The sequence below is a fragment of the Microbacterium fluminis genome (assembly GCF_051549805.1).
Lineage (GTDB): Bacteria > Actinomycetota > Actinomycetes > Actinomycetales > Microbacteriaceae > Microbacterium.
In genome coordinates, this window is sequence record NZ_CP196042.1 from 121,732 (window position 1) to 137,518 (window position 15,787).

Below are 15,787 nucleotides of genomic sequence, written 5' to 3' on the forward strand. Positions count from 1 at the left end.
CTCAACAGCTCACCAGGAGGCCGAGGACGATCACCGTGACCGGCCAGGTGATGGGCGTCGATCGCCAATTCTGATAGACCGCGACGACGTTGATGTTGTACGTGCCGGCGATCAGAGATCCGAGCAGTGTGCCGCTCGTGTAGGAGGACACCGTTCCCGGAGTCAGGGAGATCGGGCCCCCGACCACCGCGCCGGTCGACGGGTTGGTCGCGGTGACGAGATAGCCGGTCGCCGCCGGGATGGTCGCCGACGGCGTCCAGTTCACGGTGAACGACGCGAGATTCGCCGCGCACACGCCCTTGGCCGGTGCGGCGAGGATCGTCGAGGCGATCGTCGCCTGGGCGTACTCGCCGTCGGTCCAGGCCGCCTCGGTGGGGTGCGCGGCCGTGAGTGCGCCCAGCGCGAGGACGAGCCCTGCGGCGGCCACCAGCATCCGTCCCGTCGCCCTCATGCGTCGTACCTCCGGTGCCAGCGCGAGATGCCGGCCACGGCCAGCCCGAGCAGGATGGCGCCGATCGCCGGCACGAACAGCGGTGCGAGCACCCCTCCGGTCACGGGCAGCATCGAGGGCGCCGGGTCCGAACCCGTGCCGATCGCGCGGAACTCCAGCGTCGCGGTCGCCCCCGGCTCGGCGCGTTCCAGCACGACGTCGATCCGATACCACCCGGGTGCGTCCGCGCTCTGACGCGGGAGCGGAAGGGGCGCGGCGGCGGTCCCCGCCGCCAGGGTCTGCGCGCCGGTGGCGCAGCCGGTCGGGGTCCACTCGACCGCGCACGAACGCACGGTGACCGTGAAGGCGTCGGACGGCACGGCGCCGTCGATCCGCAGGTCGATGACGCCGTCGGGCCGCGCGGCGCTCACGGCGACGTCCCACGACACCGGGAAGCCCGTCGTCATCGCCGAGGCCGCCGCGGTGTCCAGCGAGGAGACGAGCCGGATCACCTCCCCCTGCACGACGGTGGTCTGCGTCGCGGCGCTCGCCGCGGATGCCACCGCCAGCCCGCCGGTCAGCAGCGCCGCCGAGACGGCCGCACCCGCTGCGAGCGCGACACGAGGCGCGCGCGTGCTCATGTCGTCCCCGCGAACTGCCAGACGACCGGGGTGGACGAGTTCTGGATGCCGTCGGGCGCCGTGAGCGGCAGAGCGATCCGGACGCAGTACGACACCGTCGAGCCCGCGGACGCCGCCACGGTCTGCACGTTGGCGGCGGATGCGCCGACCGCCGTGGTGAGCGGCGTGGCGTTCGGCACGATGACCGGTGCCGCCGCATTGGAGAAGAGCGCCTCGTTGCAGCTGGACCCCGTCGGGATCACCCGCACCGCGTAGACGAGGGCGCCCGCGAGTCCCCCGGTCGCGGCGGTCGAGGTCTGCATCGACACCGTCCCGGCGACGGAGTTGAAGCCTCCCGAGGCTGTCGAGGCGGTGCGGATCTGCACGGTGGTGAACCCGGGCGGCGCGCCCGGATACACCGCCCCGAGCGCGGGGCTGAAGGTCAGCGTCGCGCCGGGGCTCGTGGCGTGGTCGGCGAAGGCCGCGCCGTTCATGCTGCCCAGGATGCCGAACCTCCCCGCGGTGAGGGTCGCCGCGGTGTACTCGCTGTCCGTCCACGCCGCGAGCGTCACCGTGGCGCCGATCCCGAGCACGAGCCCACCCGCTAGGAGGGCGCGCAACCGCGGCCAGCGCCTGCCGCGCTGGCGGTCCTCCGGTGCGGCGGCGCGGAACGGGCGCATGACCGTCCGCGCCGCTTACGTCGAGGTCGCCGTGAACTGCCAGGTGCCGGTGGCAGTGGTGTTCTGGGCGAGGCTCGCGCTCGAGGCCACCGCGAAGCACAGCTGCTGCGCGGCACCGGCCGCTGCTCCCACGGGAGCAGCCAGCGGCACGACCGTGCTGGTGGCGGTGGTGCTGCTGAGCAGCCCGGTGGCGATCGCGGTACCGGTGGCCGTCGTGGCGTTGCACGTGCCGGCGGCGGGGATCAGGTAGATGGAGTACGTCAGCTGCGGCGCCGCGGCACCGGTGCCGGTGTAGCCGACGAGCTGGAGGTTCGCGGCCGTCGTCGTGCCCGCCGCCAGACGCAGCCAGAATCCCGCGTACACGGTCTGGCTCGGTGCGAGGTTCGAGAACGGCGTCGAGAAGCTCAGCGTCGCGGCTCCTGCCGCGGAGGCGTGGTCGGCGTAGGTGGCACCGTCGATCGATCCCTGGAGGTTGAACTGCCCGGCGGTGAAGGTGCCGGTCGCGTACTCGTTGTCGGTCCAGGCGGCGAGGGTGATCGCCGCGCCGACGCCGAGGACGAGGCCTCCGGCCAGGACGGCGCGCAGCCGGCGTCCTCGCCAACGGCGCCTCGTGGTCGTCGTGTCTGACATGCGCAGAACCCTTCCTCATCGGTGCTTTTCGGGCGAGATGAAGGCGGTTCGGGCCGACTTCTGTGACAAATGTTACGGGTGTTGCTTCGAGAGGTATACCGTCAATTCGCGACAAAGAGTATGATCCGCGACCCCTTCAGCCGAGGCATCCGCTGGTCTGGTTCGGGTGTCGCGACACGCCGCGTCGATGCGCAGGACACCGCGCGTCGCGCCACCCGAATCGTTGAGGCCCCGCAGCGCGCGCGTCGATCCCCGCGCTGTCAGACCAGGGATTCGCGCCAGGCGGCGTGCAGCTGCGCGAACTTGCCCTCGCCGGCGATGAGCTCGGCGGGGGTGTCGTCCTCGATGATCTCGCCGTGCTCCATCACGAGCACGCGATCGGCGATCGCGACGGTCGACAGACGGTGGGCGATGATGATGGCTGTGCGGTCGGCGAGCAGGGTCTGCAGCGCCTCCTGGATCATCCGCTCGCTGGGCATGTCGAGCGAGGCCGTGGCCTCGTCGAGGATCAGCACCGCCGGATCGGCGAGGAAAGCCCGTGCGAACGAGATCAGCTGCCGCTGACCCGCCGACACGCGCCCGCCGCGCTTGTTCACATCGGTGTCGTATCCGTCGGGGAGCGCCTGGATGAAGGCATCCGCCCCCACCGCGCGCGCCGAGGCACGGATCTGATCCATCGTCGCGTCGGGCTTGCCGAGGGCGATGTTGTCGGCCACCGTCCCGCTGAACAGATACGCCTCCTGCGTGACCATCACGATCGCGCGCCGCAGGTCCTTCGGGTGCACCTCGCGCAGATCGACGTCGTCGAGCGTGATGCGTCCCTCGGTCGGGTCGTAGAACCGCGACACCAGCTTCGCGAGGGTGGACTTCCCCGCGCCGGTCGTGCCCACGAGAGCGATGGTCTGCCCGGCGGGGATGTCCAGCGAGAAGTCCGGCAGGATCGTCTTGCCCGTCGAGTACCCGAAGCGCACGTCCTCGAACCGGACGTGACCGCGCGAGGTCCACAGGGCGATCGGGGTGGTCGGGTCGGGCACCGTCGGCTGCTCCTCCAGCACGCCGGACACCTTCTCGAGCGCCGCCGTGGCCGACTGATAGGAGTTGAGGAAGAACGCCACCTCCTGCAGGGGCGCGAAGAAGTTGCGCACGTACAGCACCGCTGCCAGCAGCGTGCCGATGAGGAGCGATCCGTCCACGACGCGGATGCCGCCCCACAGCAGCACCAGGGCCACCGTCACGGCGGCCACGGCCATGAGGCCGGGCTCGAACGTGCCGAACAGGCGGATCGAGCGCATGTTGACCTCGCGGTAGTCCTGCGCGAGTCCGCCGAACTCGTCGTCGTTGCGGGTCTCCTTGCGGAAGGCCTTCACCGCGCGCACGCCGGTCATGGTCTCGACGAACTTGACGATCACCTTGGCGCTGATCACGCGCGACTCGCGGTACACCCGCTGCGAGCGGATGTAGAACCAGCGCATCAGCAGATACAGCGGGAAGCCCATCACCAGCAGGATCACGCCCGACTGCCAGTCCAGCAGCAGCAGTGCGACGAGCGTGAATCCGCCGTACAGGATCCCCGAGACGAGCTCGTTCAGGCCGCCGTCGAGCAGCTCGCGGATGGTGTCGAGGTCGCTCGTCTGCCGGGAGATGATGCGTCCCGACGTGTACGACTCGTGGAACTCGAGACTGAGCCGCTGCGTGTGCAGGAAGATGCGCTTGCGCAGGTCGAGCATGATCGCCTGCGTGAGGCGTGCGGCCACCACGACGTACCAGCCGATGAGCGCGGCTCCCCCGATGCCCGCGGCGAGGAACACGGCCACGACGCCGATCGTCGGCATCCAGTCGGTCTGCGCGATCACCGCCGGCAGGGCGTTGTTCAGGCCGTATGCGATGAGCGCGGGGCCGGCCACGCGCAGCACGGTCGAGACGATCAGCACGACGGCGGCGAGCGCGAGCTGCCGCTTCAGCGGCGAGACGAGCGATCCCAGCAGGCGCAGGGAACGACGACGGATGCTGCGGCTCTCGTCGCGCGTGTAGTCGGACCGGTCCTCGCCGGAGATGCCCTCGACGGTGACGGCGCTCATCGGTTCACCTCGCTTCCGCGGACCCGCTCGGGATCCGTCCCCACCTTCTCGGCCAGCTCGAGGCTGGAGATCACGTGCCGGTAGTGCTCGCTGCTGCGCAGCAGGTCGGAGTGGCGGCCGACCGCGGAGATGCGGCCCTCCTCCAGCAGCGCCACGCGATCGGCGAGCATCACCGTCGACGGGCGGTGCGCGACGACGAGCGCCGTCGTGCCCTTGAGCACTTCGCGCAGGGCGTCCTCCACGAGCGCCTCGGTGTCGACGTCGAGGGCCGACAGCGGGTCGTCGAGGACGAGCACCGCGGGGCGCGCGGCGACCGCACGGGCCAGGGCCAGGCGCTGCCGCTGTCCACCGGACAGACTCAGCCCCTCCTCGCCGATCACGGTGTCGACGCCGTCGGGCAAGTCGTCGACGAACCCGGCCTGCGCGACGGCGAGCGCTTCGCGCAGCACCGCCTCGGCCTCGGGGCTTCCGGCGACGAGGTCCTCCCGCCCGAGCAGCACGTTGTCGCGCACGGTCTGGGAGAACAGCGTGGCGTCCTCGAACGCCATGCCCACGTGGGTGCGCAGCTCCTCGAGACTCAGGTCGCGGACGTCCACCCCGTCGAGCACGACCCGGCCGCCGGTGACGTCGTACAGCCGCGTGGGGAGAGTGGTGAGGGTGGTCTTGCCCGACCCGGTGAGACCCACGAGCGCCATCGTCTCGCCGGGCTCGAGCACGAGATCGACGCCGTCGATCAGATCGCGCTCGGTGGGCGCAGCATCCTGGTACCGGAAGTGCACGCCCTCGAACGCGAGCGCGCCGCGGGGCTGCGCGATGCGCTTCGGCGCGTCCGGATCGGTGATGGTGTTGCGCTCGTCGAACACCTCGAAGATGCGGTCGGTCGCGGTGCGGGCGTCGATCAGGAACGAGAAGAGGAAGCCGATCGACTCCATCGGCCAGCGCAGCACCGTCGCCATCGCGAAGAATGCGACCAGCTCGGCGACCTGCACCTGACCGAGCTGCACGAGGTAGATGCCCGCGCCCAGGCAGAGGGCGAAGGCGATGTCCGGCAGCAGCACCAGCCAGAACCAGATCACCCCGACCGCCCGCGCCTTGCGCAGCTCGGTCTCGCGCAGCGTCTCGGCCTGGCGGGTGAACTTCTGCAGCGCGTGCTTGCCGCGGCCGAACGCCTTGAGCACGCGGATGCCGTGCACGCTCTCCTCGACGGAGGTGGCGAGGTCGCCGGCCTGGTCCTGGCTCTGCCGGGCGAGGGTGCCGTAGGTCTGCTCGAAGCGGTAGCCGGTGTACCACAGCGGTGCCGAGCAGATCAGGAAGATCGTGCCCAGCAGCCAGTGCCACCGGAACAGCAGCACGAGGCCGACCAGGATCGTCAGCACGTTGACCACCAGCAGCACGACGCCGAACGCGAGCCAGCGTCGCAGCATGCTGATGTCCTGCATCATGCGGCTGAGCAGCTGCCCCGACTGCCAGCGATCGTGGAAGGCGACCGGCAGGCGCTGCAGGCGCGAGTAGAACCCCTGCCGCAGGTCGTACTCCACGGCGGTGGCGGGCGCGAGGACGAACCAGCGACGCAGCCACACCATCCCGGCCTCGAACAGGCCGAGCACGAGGATGGCGACGGCGCCCCACGCGATCTGCCCGAAGTCGCCGGAGGCGATCGGGCCCTGCACGACCACTTCGAGCACGAGCGGGATGGCCAGGGCGAGCAGGCTCGCGATCAGCGCGCTGACCGCGCCGAGCACGAGTCGCCCCATCACCGGCCGGGCGAACGGGATCAGCCGGGCGAGGGCGCGGAGGGTCGAAAGTCTTTCGGGGGCGGACGGCGGGGTGGGGGTGGAGATGGTGCTCATGATCCTTGTGGGATGTCGGTGGCGCGGGTGGTGCGGAAAGACGTGACGGGGCGCGGAGGCGCGGCGACGGCGGATGTCGCCACTCTGGACCGGAACGCTGCGGGGGCCGGCGATATGCCGGCGCGGCTCAGGGAAGGAGCGTGCGCGTCGGGGCCGGGGAGGAGCGACGGACCGGCGTGATGACGATCATGTGCATGGCATCCTCCTCTGCATGGGGCGTCCGCGGGTGCGGCCGACAGCTTTCCAGGCTATTCCCAGGATCGCGTCGCGCGCAAGTCTCGCTCATTCTCCCCGCCCTCTGCCTCTCCGGCCGCAGGGGGTCAGGCGGCCTCGCGCAGGAGGAGGGAGTGCTTGACGTCCAGGCCCCACGCGAAGCCGCCGAGGCTGCCGTCGCTGCGCAGCACGCGGTGACAGGGCACGAACAGGGCGGGGGCGTTGCGGGCGCAGATGGATGCCGCGGCGCGGACGGCGCTCGGGGAGCCCAGCTCGGCGGCGAACCCGGTGTAGGTGAGCGGCTCCCCCGGCGTGATCCGGCGCAGCGCCGCCCACCCGGCGGTCTGCAGAGGTGTGCCGAACTGGCGGACCTCGACCTCGTCGATCGCCGTGACGTCGCCGGCGTAGTAGGCGCGGACGGCGGATGCGGCATCCGTCTCCCCCTCCGCGATCGTCGCGGGGCGGTTCTTCGGGTGCAGGCGCGCGAGCACGGCGTCGGGGTCGGCGGTCCATCCGGCGACGAGCACGCGGCCGTCGGCGTCGGCCAGGATCGAGAAGGCGCCGTCGGGGGTGTCGAGGGTCTCGAGGGTGGCGGTGGTCATGAGCGCGGATCCTTCCGGGCGGGGCGGGCGGTTCGGGGCGGACGGGCCGGCACGGCGCGCCACAGGTGGGCGGTGAGGTAGCTGCGCCAGGGGGCGGTGCGCGCCGCCCAGGCGGTGAGGGGCACGGCGTCGCCGGGGAGACCGGATGCCGCAGCGCCCGCCCGCACGGCGACGTCGCCGGGGAGGAACACATCGGGATCGGCGAGCACGCGCATCCGCACGTAGTCGGCGGTCCAGGGTCCGATGCCGGGCATCGCCAGCAGGGCGGCGCGCTGTTCGGCGCCGTCGTCGCCGGGGCCGAGCCGCAACTCGCCCGCGGCGAGCGCGGCCGCGGCGCCGGTGAGGGCGCGGATGCGTGCGCCCGGTCCGCGCAGCACCTCGGCGCCGCGCTCGGCGATCGTCGACATCGTCGGGAAGAGCAGGTGGGCGTCGTCGAATCCGTCGACACGCTCCCCCAGCGCCTCGGCGAGCGCGGTGAGGGCGGTGCGGGCGGCGACCACCGTGATCTGCTGCCCGACCATCGCGCGGATGAGCATCTCGTGCGGGTCGGCGGCGCCGGGGACGCGGATGCCGGGGGTCGCCGCGACGAGCGGCCGCAGCTCGTCGTGCGCGGCGAGCGCGTCGTCGATCGCGAGCGGATCGGCGTCGAGGTCGAACAGCCGCCGGGCGCGGGTGACGAGGGTGGACAGGTCGCCGAGGCTCGTCAGCCGGGCGCGCAGGCGGATGCGCCCGGCGTCCTCGCGGATCTCGAACCATGCCGGCCCGCCGGGCAGGCGCAGGGTGCGGGCGAACGCCGTGGCGGTCGCGGTCTCCACGCCCGGGATCGCCCGCGCCGCCATCCACGCGAACAGCCCCGCGGTGTCGATCGGCCCGCGATGCGGGAGCACGAGGTCGATCGCGCCGGGTGCGACCGGAGCCGAGCCGCGGCGCCGGGCGCGCAGCTCGAGGGGAGGCATCCCGAACACCTCCCGCACGGTGTCGTTGAACTGCCGGATGCTGGCGAAGCCGGCCGAGAACGCGACGTCGGCGGCGGGCATGTCGGTGCCGACGAGCAGCATGCGCGCGGTGTGGGCGCGGTGCGCGCGGCTGAGGGCGAGGGGCCCCGCGCCGAGCTCGGCGGTGAGCAGGCGCGTGAGGTGGCGCGGTGAATAGCCGAGGCGGGCCGCGAGGCCGGGCACGCCCTCGCGCTCGACGACGCCGTCGGCGATGAGCCGCATGGCGCGCGCGGTGACGTCGCCGCGGAGGTTCCAGGCGGGCGAGCCGGGGGCCGCCTCGGGCAGGCAGCGCTTGCACGCGCGGTAGCCGGCCTCGTGCGCCGCCGCGGAGGTCGCGTAGAACGTGACGTTCGCGGGCTTGGGCGTGCGCGCGGGGCAGCTGGGGCGGCAGTAGATGCCGGTCGAGCGCACCGCCGTGACGAACTGCCCGTCGAAGCGGGTGTCGCGCGAGTCGATCACGCGGTACCGCTCGTCGAAGGTCATGGCCAGGCTCATGCCTCTACCCTGACACGCTCCGGATGCCACGGCTCGCGGAAATCGGACATCGCCGTGGAGCGACCCCACCCTCGACGAGCGGTCGCAGCACGCCGTGCGCCCACCGCCCCGCGCGGCGAGTTGCGACCGTTCGGCAGCGATCGGGGCGGGATGCACCGGCCCGCACACGACGGGGCGGGACTAGCGTGAAGGCATGAGCGAGATCGAGTACGACGTCATCGTGATCGGGGCGGGGGCGGTGGGCGAGAACGTGGCCGACCGTGCCGTGCAGGGCGGGATGCGCACCGCGCTCGTCGAGGCCGAACTGGTCGGCGGCGAGTGCTCGTACTGGGCGTGCATGCCGTCGAAGGCGCTGCTGCGCAGCGCCGCCGCCGTGCGTGCCGCCCGGGCGGTCGACGGCGCGAAGCAGGCCGTCACGGGCGACGTCGACGTCGAGGGCGTGCTGCGCCGCCGCAACGCGATCACCCACAACTGGAACGACCAGTCGCAGGCCGACTGGGTCGCCGGCGCCGGGATCGACCTCGTGCGCGGGCACGCGGAGTTCACCGGCCCCCGGCGCCTGCGCGTCACGGCCGCCGACGGCACGACCACCGACCTGGTGGCCCGTCACGCCGTGGCCGTCGCCACCGGATCCGCCGCCCTGCTGCCCGATGTTCCGGGTCTGGCCGACATCGCCCCGTGGACGAGCCGTGAGGCCACGAGCGCGCAGCGGGTGCCGGCATCCCTCGCCGTCGTCGGCGGCGGCGTGGTGGGCGTCGAGATGGCCACCGCCTACGCGGGTTTCGGCACGACCGTCACCCTCCTCGCGCGCTCCGGACTCCTCGGCACGCAGGAGCCGTTCGCCGGCGAGCTCGTGGCCGACTCGCTGCGCGCGCTCGGCGCCACCGTGCGCGAAGGCGTCGACGTCGTGGCCGCCCGCCGCGACGGCGACACCGCCATCCTGACCCTCTCCGACGGCTCCGAACTGTCGGCAGAGGAGGTCCTCGTCGCCGTCGGGCGCACGCCCCGCACCGGCGACCTGGGACTCGACGAGATCGGCCTGACCCCGGGCGCCTGGCTCGATGTGGACGACACGATGCTCGTGCGCGGCACCGACTGGCTCTACGCCGTCGGCGACGTCAACCACCGGGCACTCCTCACCCACCAGGGCAAGTACCAGGCGCGGGCCGCGGGAGACGTGATCGCGGCGCGCGCGAAGGGCGAGCCGGTGGATGCCTCCCCGTGGGGCGTGCACGCGGCCACCGCAGACCACGACGCGGTGCCGCAGGTGACCTTCACCGATCCCGAGGTCGCGTCGGTCGGACTCACCGAGGCCGCAGCTCGAAAGGCGGGGCGGAACATCCGGGTGCTCGACTACGACCTGTCCTGGGTCGCGGGGGCGAGCGCGGCATCCGACGACTACACCGGCCGGGCCCGGGCGATCGTCGACGAGGACCGCGGGGTGCTGATCGGCGCCACGTTCGTCGGTCCCGACGTCGCCGAGCTGCTGCACTCCGCGACGATCGCGATCGTCGGCGAGGTGCCGCTCACCCGCCTGTGGCACGCCGTGCCCTCGTACCCCACCGTCAGCGAGGTCTGGCTGCGGCTGCTCGAGGCGTACGGCCGCCCAACCGCCTCCTGAGTGAGACTGCACTGCCGCATCGAGACCGCGGCGGACCGCACGTGTCTCGATGCCGGAGTGCAGTCTCGCTGAGTGGGCTGAGCGCGACCGCCGCCGCGCGGGTCAGTGGAAGAAGTGGCGCTCGCCGGTGAAGAACATCGGGATGCCGGCGGCTTGCGCCGCGGCGATCACCTCTTCGTCGCGCACCGATCCGCCGGGCTGCACGATCGCCGAGACGCCGGCGTCGATGAGCACCTGCGCGCCGTCGGCGAACGGGAAGAAGGCGTCGGATGCCGCCACCGCACCGGCCGCGCGATCGCCGGCGCGCTCCACGGCGAGACGGCAGGAGTCGACGCGGTTGACCTGACCCATGCCCACGCCGACGGTGGCCGAGCCCTTCGCGAGCACGATCGCGTTCGACTTCACCGCGCGGCACGCCTTCCACGCGAAGATGAGGTTCTCCATCTCGGCCTGGGCGGGACGTTCGCCGGTGACGAGCTGCCAGTCCTTCGCGACCGAGTCGATGTCGTCGGGGAAGCGGTCGGCGTCCTGCAGGAGCAGACCGCCCGACACGAGGCGCACGTCCATGCGCTCCTGCTGCCAGTCGTCGGGCAGCTGCAGCAGCCGCAGGTTCTTCTTGGCCTTGAACACCTCGAGCGCGGCCGGCTCGAAGGCCGGGGCGACGATGACCTCGGTGAAGATGTCCTTGAGGTTCTCGGCCATCTTCAGGGTGACGGTGCCGTTCGCCGCGATCACCCCGCCGTAGGCCGAGACGGGGTCGCACTCGTGCGCGCGCAGGTGGGCGCTGGCGATCGGGTCGAGGGCGTTGGGGGCGGTCACGGCGATGCCGCACGGGTTGGCGTGCTTGATGATCGCGACCGCGGGCTTGACCATGTCGAACGCGGCGCGGAGGGCGGCATCCGCGTCCACGTAGTTGTTGTACGACATCTCCTTGCCCTGCAGCTGCGTGGCCTGGGCGATGCCGTGGCCCCCGGCGCGCGAGTAGATCGCGGCGCGCTGGTGCGAGTTCTCGCCGTAGCGCAGGGTGTCGAGGCGCTCGGCGCTGATCGTGAGGTGCGCAGGCAGGTCCTCCTCCGAGCCGAGCGTGCCGTCGGCGAACCACGCCGCGACGGCCGTGTCGTACGCGGCGGTGTGCGCGAACGCCCGCGCGGCGAGCTCGCGGCGCTGGGTGAGCGCGGTGCCGCCCGCGCGCACCGCCTCGATGATCGCGGGGTAGGACGACGGCGAGACGACGATCGCGACGTTCGCGTGGTTCTTGGCGGACGCGCGCACCATCGCCGGCCCGCCGATGTCGATCTGCTCGACGACGTCGTCGCCCTGGGCGCCCGAGGCGACGGTCTCCACGAACGGGTAGAGGTTCACCACGACCAGCTCGAAGGGCCGGATGCCGAGGGCGGCGAGCTGGCGTTCGTGGTCCTCCAGGCGCAGGTCGGCGAGCAGGCCGGCGTGCACGCTCGGGTGCAGCGTCTTGACGCGCCCGTCGAGGGCCTCCGCGAAGCCGGTGACCGCCGAGACATCCGTCACCGCGTAGCCCGCGTCGCGCAGCAGGGTCGCCGAGCCGCCCGTCGAGACGATCTCCACCCCCGCCTCGGCGAGAGCCGCGGCGAGCTCCAGCAGGCCGGTCTTGTCGCTCACCGAGATCAGCGCGCGGCGCACCGGCACGACGTCGCGGTCGCGGTAGAGGGCGGGATCGTGACGGGGACCGGCCATGGGCGGGAGGCCTTTCGGATCGGGTGCGGAGGGGGCGGGGTCAGCGGGCGGAGTCGGATGCCGCGGCGAGATCGAGCTCGCCGGTCGCGATACGGCGCACCACGTCGATGAGCAGCCGTCGCTCGACCGGCTTGATGCGCTCGTGCAGGGTGTGCGCGTCGTCGTCGGGACGCACCGGCACGCGCTCCTGCGCGAGGATCGGCCCGGAGTCGACGCCGTCGTCGACGACGATGACGCTCGCACCGGTCTGCCCCGCACCGGCGGCCAGAGCGTCGCGCACGCCGTGCGCGCCGGGGAACTCGGGCAGATACGCGGGGTGGGTGTTGATGATCCGCGGCGCCCAGGCGGCCACCATCCCCGGGGGCAGCAGCCGCATCAGGCCGCTCAGCACCACGAGGTCGGGCTGCCACACGCGCAGCTGCGCGGAGAGCTCCTCGCCCCACTCCTCGCGGGTCTCGAACTCGCGGAACGGCACCAGGATCGTCGGGATGCCGTACGCCTCGGCGTGCGCGAAGCCGTCGGCCTCGCGGTCGGCGCCGACGACGACGATCCGCGCGGGGTAGTCGTCGTCCGCCGCGGCGTCCAGCAGCGCCCGCAGATTGGAGCCCGCGCCGGAGATGAGGACGGCGACCGTGAGCACCGGGTCAGTCTACCGGCGGCAGTGCGGTCGGCCTGCGCGGGGCGGGTCCGTCCGGGACGGCGTCGGGATCGGGGGTGGGGAGGGGTGGCAGCGGCGCGGTGTCGTCTGCGGGACCGGCATGCGGCACCGGCTCCGGATCGCGCGAGGGCGCCCCACCCGTCCGGGTCGAGGCATCCGTCCGCTTCGCCGTGCCCGACGGCGGAGCGTCGTCGTGGTGGCCGTCGGCGAACGGGATCGCCGAGACCGCGCTGGCGAACGGGATCGCGTCGATGCGGGCGCGCGCCGGGGTGCCGGAGGACGGCTCCACGCGATCGTCGTCGCGATCGTCGGCGCGGCGACGCGGAGCGAGCAGCAGGATGCCGGCTCCCAGCAGCACCTCGAGCCCGACGGCGAGGGCGACGGGGCCGGGCTGGGGTCCCACCTCCGCGAGGCGTCCGGGACCGAGCGATCCCGATGCCAGCGCCGTGAGCAGGGCGGCACCCGCCGCCGACAGCACCGCGATGAGCACGACGAGCACGACGCGCGGGCCGACCGGCTCGGGTGCATCGTCTTCGAAGGCGTCGCGGTCGCCGGGCGGCGGTCCGATGAGTCCGTCGAGCGCCGCGGTGGCCCAGGGAGTGCGGACGGCTGACGGGGCATCCTCGTCCGGCGGCGCCGGAGCGAGCAGCCGCGAGCGCGCCACCCAGCCGGCGAGGGCGCCGGCCGCCACCGGCAGGAGGGCGAGCAGCAGCATCCACGACGACGACGCCGGCACGATCCCGAGGATCGGGATGCCGGGCACCACGCCCAGCTGCGTGCCGGCGGGCGACACCGCGGTGCCGACGCCGAGCGCGAATCCGGGTCCGGCCAGGAACGACATGGCCCACACGATCACCGTGGGCAGGTAGGCGAGCTGGCCGATCGTGACGAGGACCGCGCCGAGCACGTCGACGTGCGCGGCCTGGTACAGCGCGATCACCTGTCCGCCGGAGGCCACGAGCGCCACCGCGACGCCGAGCGCGGCGAACCCGACCAGGGCGGCGAGGGCGACGGCGGCTCCGCGGACGGCGAGTCCGGTGACGTCGCCCCACCCTCCGCGCGCGCCCTCGAGCCGGTCGCGCACACGCGCGACCACGCCCGATCCTGCCTCCTGCCACTCCACCGCGACGGCGCCCGCGAGGGCGGGCACCGCGAAGACGAGCGCGGGCACGAGGATGGCCTGCCACAGGGGCGCCTGCGCGATCGCCGACCCCGAGGTGAGGGCGATCCCCGCGGCGAGCGCGGCGAACACGAGGGACGAGGTCGTCACGCCGGTCCCCCACGCGTCGGCACGCGCGGCACGCATGCCCGAGCGGGCGGCGAACACCGCCGTGAACACCACGAAGGCGAGGGGCGCGAGCGAGAGGACGAAGGATGCGGCATCCGCCCCGATGCCCGTCGCCGCGAGGTATGCGTCGGGCAGCGTGATCGTCTGCGGCACGAGGTGACCGAACTGCCACACCGCCGCTCCCGCGGGCCACAGCGCTCCCCAGTCGGCCGCACCGCCGAACACCAGCACGAACACGAACGTGAGCGGCGCGAGCGCGACGGCCACGCCGACGGCGGCCGCGATCACGGCGTCGAAGACGGAGAGGAGGGCGACGAGGAGACGGTTCATGCGCCATCGACCCTACCCACGGCAGCGGCGCCCGCCCGGCGGACGCGCGCGGCGGCGGGCGACCACCGGGGCGGCGCCACGCTAACGTCGTGGGCGGAGGTCACCCATGAGCACGCACACGCCCGCCACCGACGAGACCACGACGCCCGAGCCGCGCGGCGGCATCGACCGGTTCTTCGAGATCACCCGCCGCGGATCCACGGTGGGCACGGAGGTGCGCGGCGGCGTCGTGACCTTCGTGACGATGGCCTACATCGTCATCCTGAACCCGATCATCCTCTCCAGCGGGACGGATGTCGCCGGCGGCCGGCTCGCGTTCCCCGCCGTCGCTGCGGTGACGGCGCTGACGGCCGGCGTCATGACGATGCTGTTCGGTCTCGTCACGCGCCTGCCCTTCGCCTTCGCCGCCGGGCTCGGCATCAACTCGTTCCTGGCGGTGAGCGTCGTCGGTCAGGTGACCTGGCCGGAGGCGATGGGGCTCGTCGTGGTGAACGGCCTCATCATCGTGCTGCTGGCCGTCACGGGGCTCCGGCGCATGATCTTCGACGCGGTGCCCATCCAGCTGAAGCTCGCCATCACGGTCGGCATCGGCCTGTTCATCGCGTTCATCGGCTTCGTCGACGCCGGATTCGTCACCACGACGGGCGCGTCCTCTCCCCCGGTCGGACTCGGCGTGAACGGCTCGGTGGCCACCGTGCCGACGCTGATCTTCGTGTTCACGCTGCTGCTGACCGGCATCCTCGTCGCCCGCAAGGTGAAGGGCGGCATCCTGATCGGACTCGTCACCGGCACGGTGGTCGCGGTCGTGGTCGAGGCGATCTGGCATCTCGGCCCGAAGATCGCGAACGGCGCGGTCGCCAACCCCGGAGGCTGGGGCCTGTCGGTGCCCGAGCTGCCCGCGACGCTCGTGAGCGTTCCCGACCTGTCGCTCGTCGGGCAGGTCTCGTTCGGCTCGTTCGAGCGCATCGGCGTGATCGCCGCGCTGATGCTCGTCTTCACGCTGGTGTTCACCAACTTCTTCGATGCGATGGGCACCATGACGGGCCTGTCGAAGGAGGCCGGGCTCGCCGACGAGAAGGGCGACTTCCCGCGCATCCGCTCCGCGCTGATCGTGGAGGGCGTCGGCGCGGTCGCGGGTGGACTGACCTCGGGCTCGTCGAACACGGTCTTCATCGAGTCCGGCTCGGGCATCGGCGAGGGTGCCCGCACGGGCCTCGCCAACGTCGTGACCGGCGCGCTCTTCCTGCTCGCGATGTTCTTCACGCCGCTCGTGTCGATCGTGCCCAGCGAGGTCGCGGCATCCGCTCTGGTCATCGTCGGAGCGCTGATGATGTCGCAGATCCGGCACATCGACTTCTCGGACTTCTCGATCCTGCTGCCGGTCTTCCTCGCCGTCACGGTGATGCCGCTCACCTACTCGATCGCGAACGGCATCGGCGCGGGCTTCGTGTCGTGGGTGGTGGTGCGCTCGCTGTCCGGCAAGGCGCGCGAGATCAGCCCCCTGCTGTGGGTGGTGGCCGCCGGCTTCCTGCTGTACTTCGCCCGCGGTCCGATCGAGGCGCTGCTGGTCTGACGGACACCGCGGGG

At 72.6% G+C, this 15,787-nt stretch carries 13 protein-coding genes; 2 read left to right on the forward strand and 11 right to left on the reverse strand.

Going from position 1 to position 15,787, the window contains the following annotated elements; translation table 11 throughout:
• Position 1: 1 nt before the first annotated feature.
• From ACSJDX_RS00545 to ACSJDX_RS00580, 8 genes are all read right to left on the reverse strand, one after another.
• The gene (locus ACSJDX_RS00545; protein ID WP_438353660.1) at positions 2–451 is read right to left on the reverse strand and encodes a hypothetical protein; all 450 of its coding nucleotides are present in this window, start codon (positions 449–451) and stop codon (positions 2–4) included.
• Entirely contained in the window at positions 448–1,071 is a 624-nt protein-coding gene (locus tag ACSJDX_RS00550; protein WP_438353661.1) for a hypothetical protein, read from the reverse strand. The genes ACSJDX_RS00545 and ACSJDX_RS00550 overlap by 4 nt, the downstream gene beginning before the upstream one ends.
• Positions 1,068–1,730 (reverse strand): SipW-dependent-type signal peptide-containing protein, encoded by a 663-nt coding sequence (locus ACSJDX_RS00555; RefSeq protein WP_438353662.1) that lies wholly within the window; start codon positions 1,728–1,730, stop codon positions 1,068–1,070. The genes ACSJDX_RS00550 and ACSJDX_RS00555 overlap by 4 nt, the downstream gene beginning before the upstream one ends.
• A gap of 15 nt (positions 1,731–1,745) precedes the next feature.
• A complete protein-coding gene (locus ACSJDX_RS00560) occupies positions 1,746–2,360 on the reverse strand; it encodes a SipW-dependent-type signal peptide-containing protein (RefSeq protein WP_438353663.1) in 615 nt (204 codons plus the stop codon).
• 260 nt (positions 2,361–2,620) lie between these two features.
• Positions 2,621–4,438: an ABC transporter ATP-binding protein gene (locus ACSJDX_RS00565; protein ID WP_438353664.1), complete on the reverse strand. Its 1,818-nt coding sequence runs from the start codon at positions 4,436–4,438 to the stop codon at positions 2,621–2,623.
• Positions 4,435–6,288 (reverse strand): ABC transporter ATP-binding protein, encoded by a 1,854-nt coding sequence (locus ACSJDX_RS00570; protein ID WP_438353665.1) that lies wholly within the window; start codon positions 6,286–6,288, stop codon positions 4,435–4,437. The genes ACSJDX_RS00565 and ACSJDX_RS00570 overlap by 4 nt, the downstream gene beginning before the upstream one ends.
• Positions 6,289–6,608: 320 nt before the next feature.
• Positions 6,609–7,103 carry a methylated-DNA--[protein]-cysteine S-methyltransferase gene (locus tag ACSJDX_RS00575; RefSeq protein WP_438353666.1) on the reverse strand — a complete coding sequence of 165 codons (495 nt, stop codon included), beginning with the start codon at positions 7,101–7,103 and terminating at the stop codon, positions 6,609–6,611.
• On the reverse strand, positions 7,100–8,593 hold the full coding sequence (locus tag ACSJDX_RS00580; RefSeq protein ID WP_438353667.1) for a DNA-3-methyladenine glycosylase 2 family protein: 1,494 nt from the start codon (positions 8,591–8,593) through the stop codon (positions 7,100–7,102). The genes ACSJDX_RS00575 and ACSJDX_RS00580 overlap by 4 nt, the downstream gene beginning before the upstream one ends.
• Positions 8,594–8,786: 193 nt before the next feature.
• On the opposite strand from ACSJDX_RS00580, the gene ACSJDX_RS00585 reads away from it, so the two are divergent.
• Complete coding sequence (locus ACSJDX_RS00585; RefSeq protein ID WP_438353668.1) at positions 8,787–10,214, forward strand: dihydrolipoyl dehydrogenase family protein; 1,428 nt, start codon at positions 8,787–8,789, stop codon at positions 10,212–10,214.
• A 102-nt stretch (positions 10,215–10,316) separates the two neighbouring features.
• Here the strand turns inward: ACSJDX_RS00585 and purH are convergent, their stop codons facing one another.
• The 3 genes from purH to ACSJDX_RS00600 are packed head-to-tail and all read right to left on the reverse strand — an operon-like array spanning position 10,317 to position 14,200.
• Positions 10,317–11,924: a bifunctional phosphoribosylaminoimidazolecarboxamide formyltransferase/IMP cyclohydrolase gene (gene purH, locus ACSJDX_RS00590; RefSeq protein ID WP_438353669.1), complete on the reverse strand. Its 1,608-nt coding sequence runs from the start codon at positions 11,922–11,924 to the stop codon at positions 10,317–10,319.
• 40 nt (positions 11,925–11,964) lie between these two features.
• On the reverse strand, positions 11,965–12,564 hold the full coding sequence (purN, locus tag ACSJDX_RS00595; RefSeq protein ID WP_438353670.1) for a phosphoribosylglycinamide formyltransferase: 600 nt from the start codon (positions 12,562–12,564) through the stop codon (positions 11,965–11,967).
• A 4-nt stretch (positions 12,565–12,568) separates the two neighbouring features.
• Entirely contained in the window at positions 12,569–14,200 is a 1,632-nt protein-coding gene (locus tag ACSJDX_RS00600; RefSeq protein WP_438353671.1) for a cell division protein PerM, read from the reverse strand.
• A gap of 106 nt (positions 14,201–14,306) precedes the next feature.
• On the opposite strand from ACSJDX_RS00600, the gene ACSJDX_RS00605 reads away from it, so the two are divergent.
• Complete coding sequence (locus ACSJDX_RS00605) at positions 14,307–15,773, forward strand: NCS2 family permease (protein ID WP_438353672.1); 1,467 nt, start codon at positions 14,307–14,309, stop codon at positions 15,771–15,773.
• Positions 15,774–15,787: the final 14 nt, after the last annotated feature.

Coding starts and splice junctions, on each gene's coding strand:
- ACSJDX_RS00545 (WP_438353660.1), bottom strand. CDS start 451: ATGAGGGCGACGGGACGGATGCTGGTGGCCGCCGCAGGGCTCGTCCTC.
- ACSJDX_RS00550 (WP_438353661.1), bottom strand. CDS start 1,071: ATGAGCACGCGCGCGCCTCGTGTCGCGCTCGCAGCGGGTGCGGCCGTC.
- ACSJDX_RS00555 (WP_438353662.1), bottom strand. CDS start 1,730: ATGCGCCCGTTCCGCGCCGCCGCACCGGAGGACCGCCAGCGCGGCAGG.
- ACSJDX_RS00560 (WP_438353663.1), bottom strand. CDS start 2,360: ATGTCAGACACGACGACCACGAGGCGCCGTTGGCGAGGACGCCGGCTG.
- ACSJDX_RS00565 (WP_438353664.1), bottom strand. CDS start 4,438: ATGAGCGCCGTCACCGTCGAGGGCATCTCCGGCGAGGACCGGTCCGAC.
- ACSJDX_RS00570 (WP_438353665.1), bottom strand. CDS start 6,288: ATGAGCACCATCTCCACCCCCACCCCGCCGTCCGCCCCCGAAAGACTT.
- ACSJDX_RS00575 (WP_438353666.1), bottom strand. CDS start 7,103: ATGACCACCGCCACCCTCGAGACCCTCGACACCCCCGACGGCGCCTTC.
- ACSJDX_RS00580 (WP_438353667.1), bottom strand. CDS start 8,593: ATGAGCCTGGCCATGACCTTCGACGAGCGGTACCGCGTGATCGACTCG.
- ACSJDX_RS00585 (WP_438353668.1), top strand. CDS start 8,787: ATGAGCGAGATCGAGTACGACGTCATCGTGATCGGGGCGGGGGCGGTG.
- purH (WP_438353669.1), bottom strand. CDS start 11,924: ATGGCCGGTCCCCGTCACGATCCCGCCCTCTACCGCGACCGCGACGTC.
- ACSJDX_RS00600 (WP_438353671.1), bottom strand. CDS start 14,200: ATGAACCGTCTCCTCGTCGCCCTCCTCTCCGTCTTCGACGCCGTGATC.
- ACSJDX_RS00605 (WP_438353672.1), top strand. CDS start 14,307: ATGAGCACGCACACGCCCGCCACCGACGAGACCACGACGCCCGAGCCG.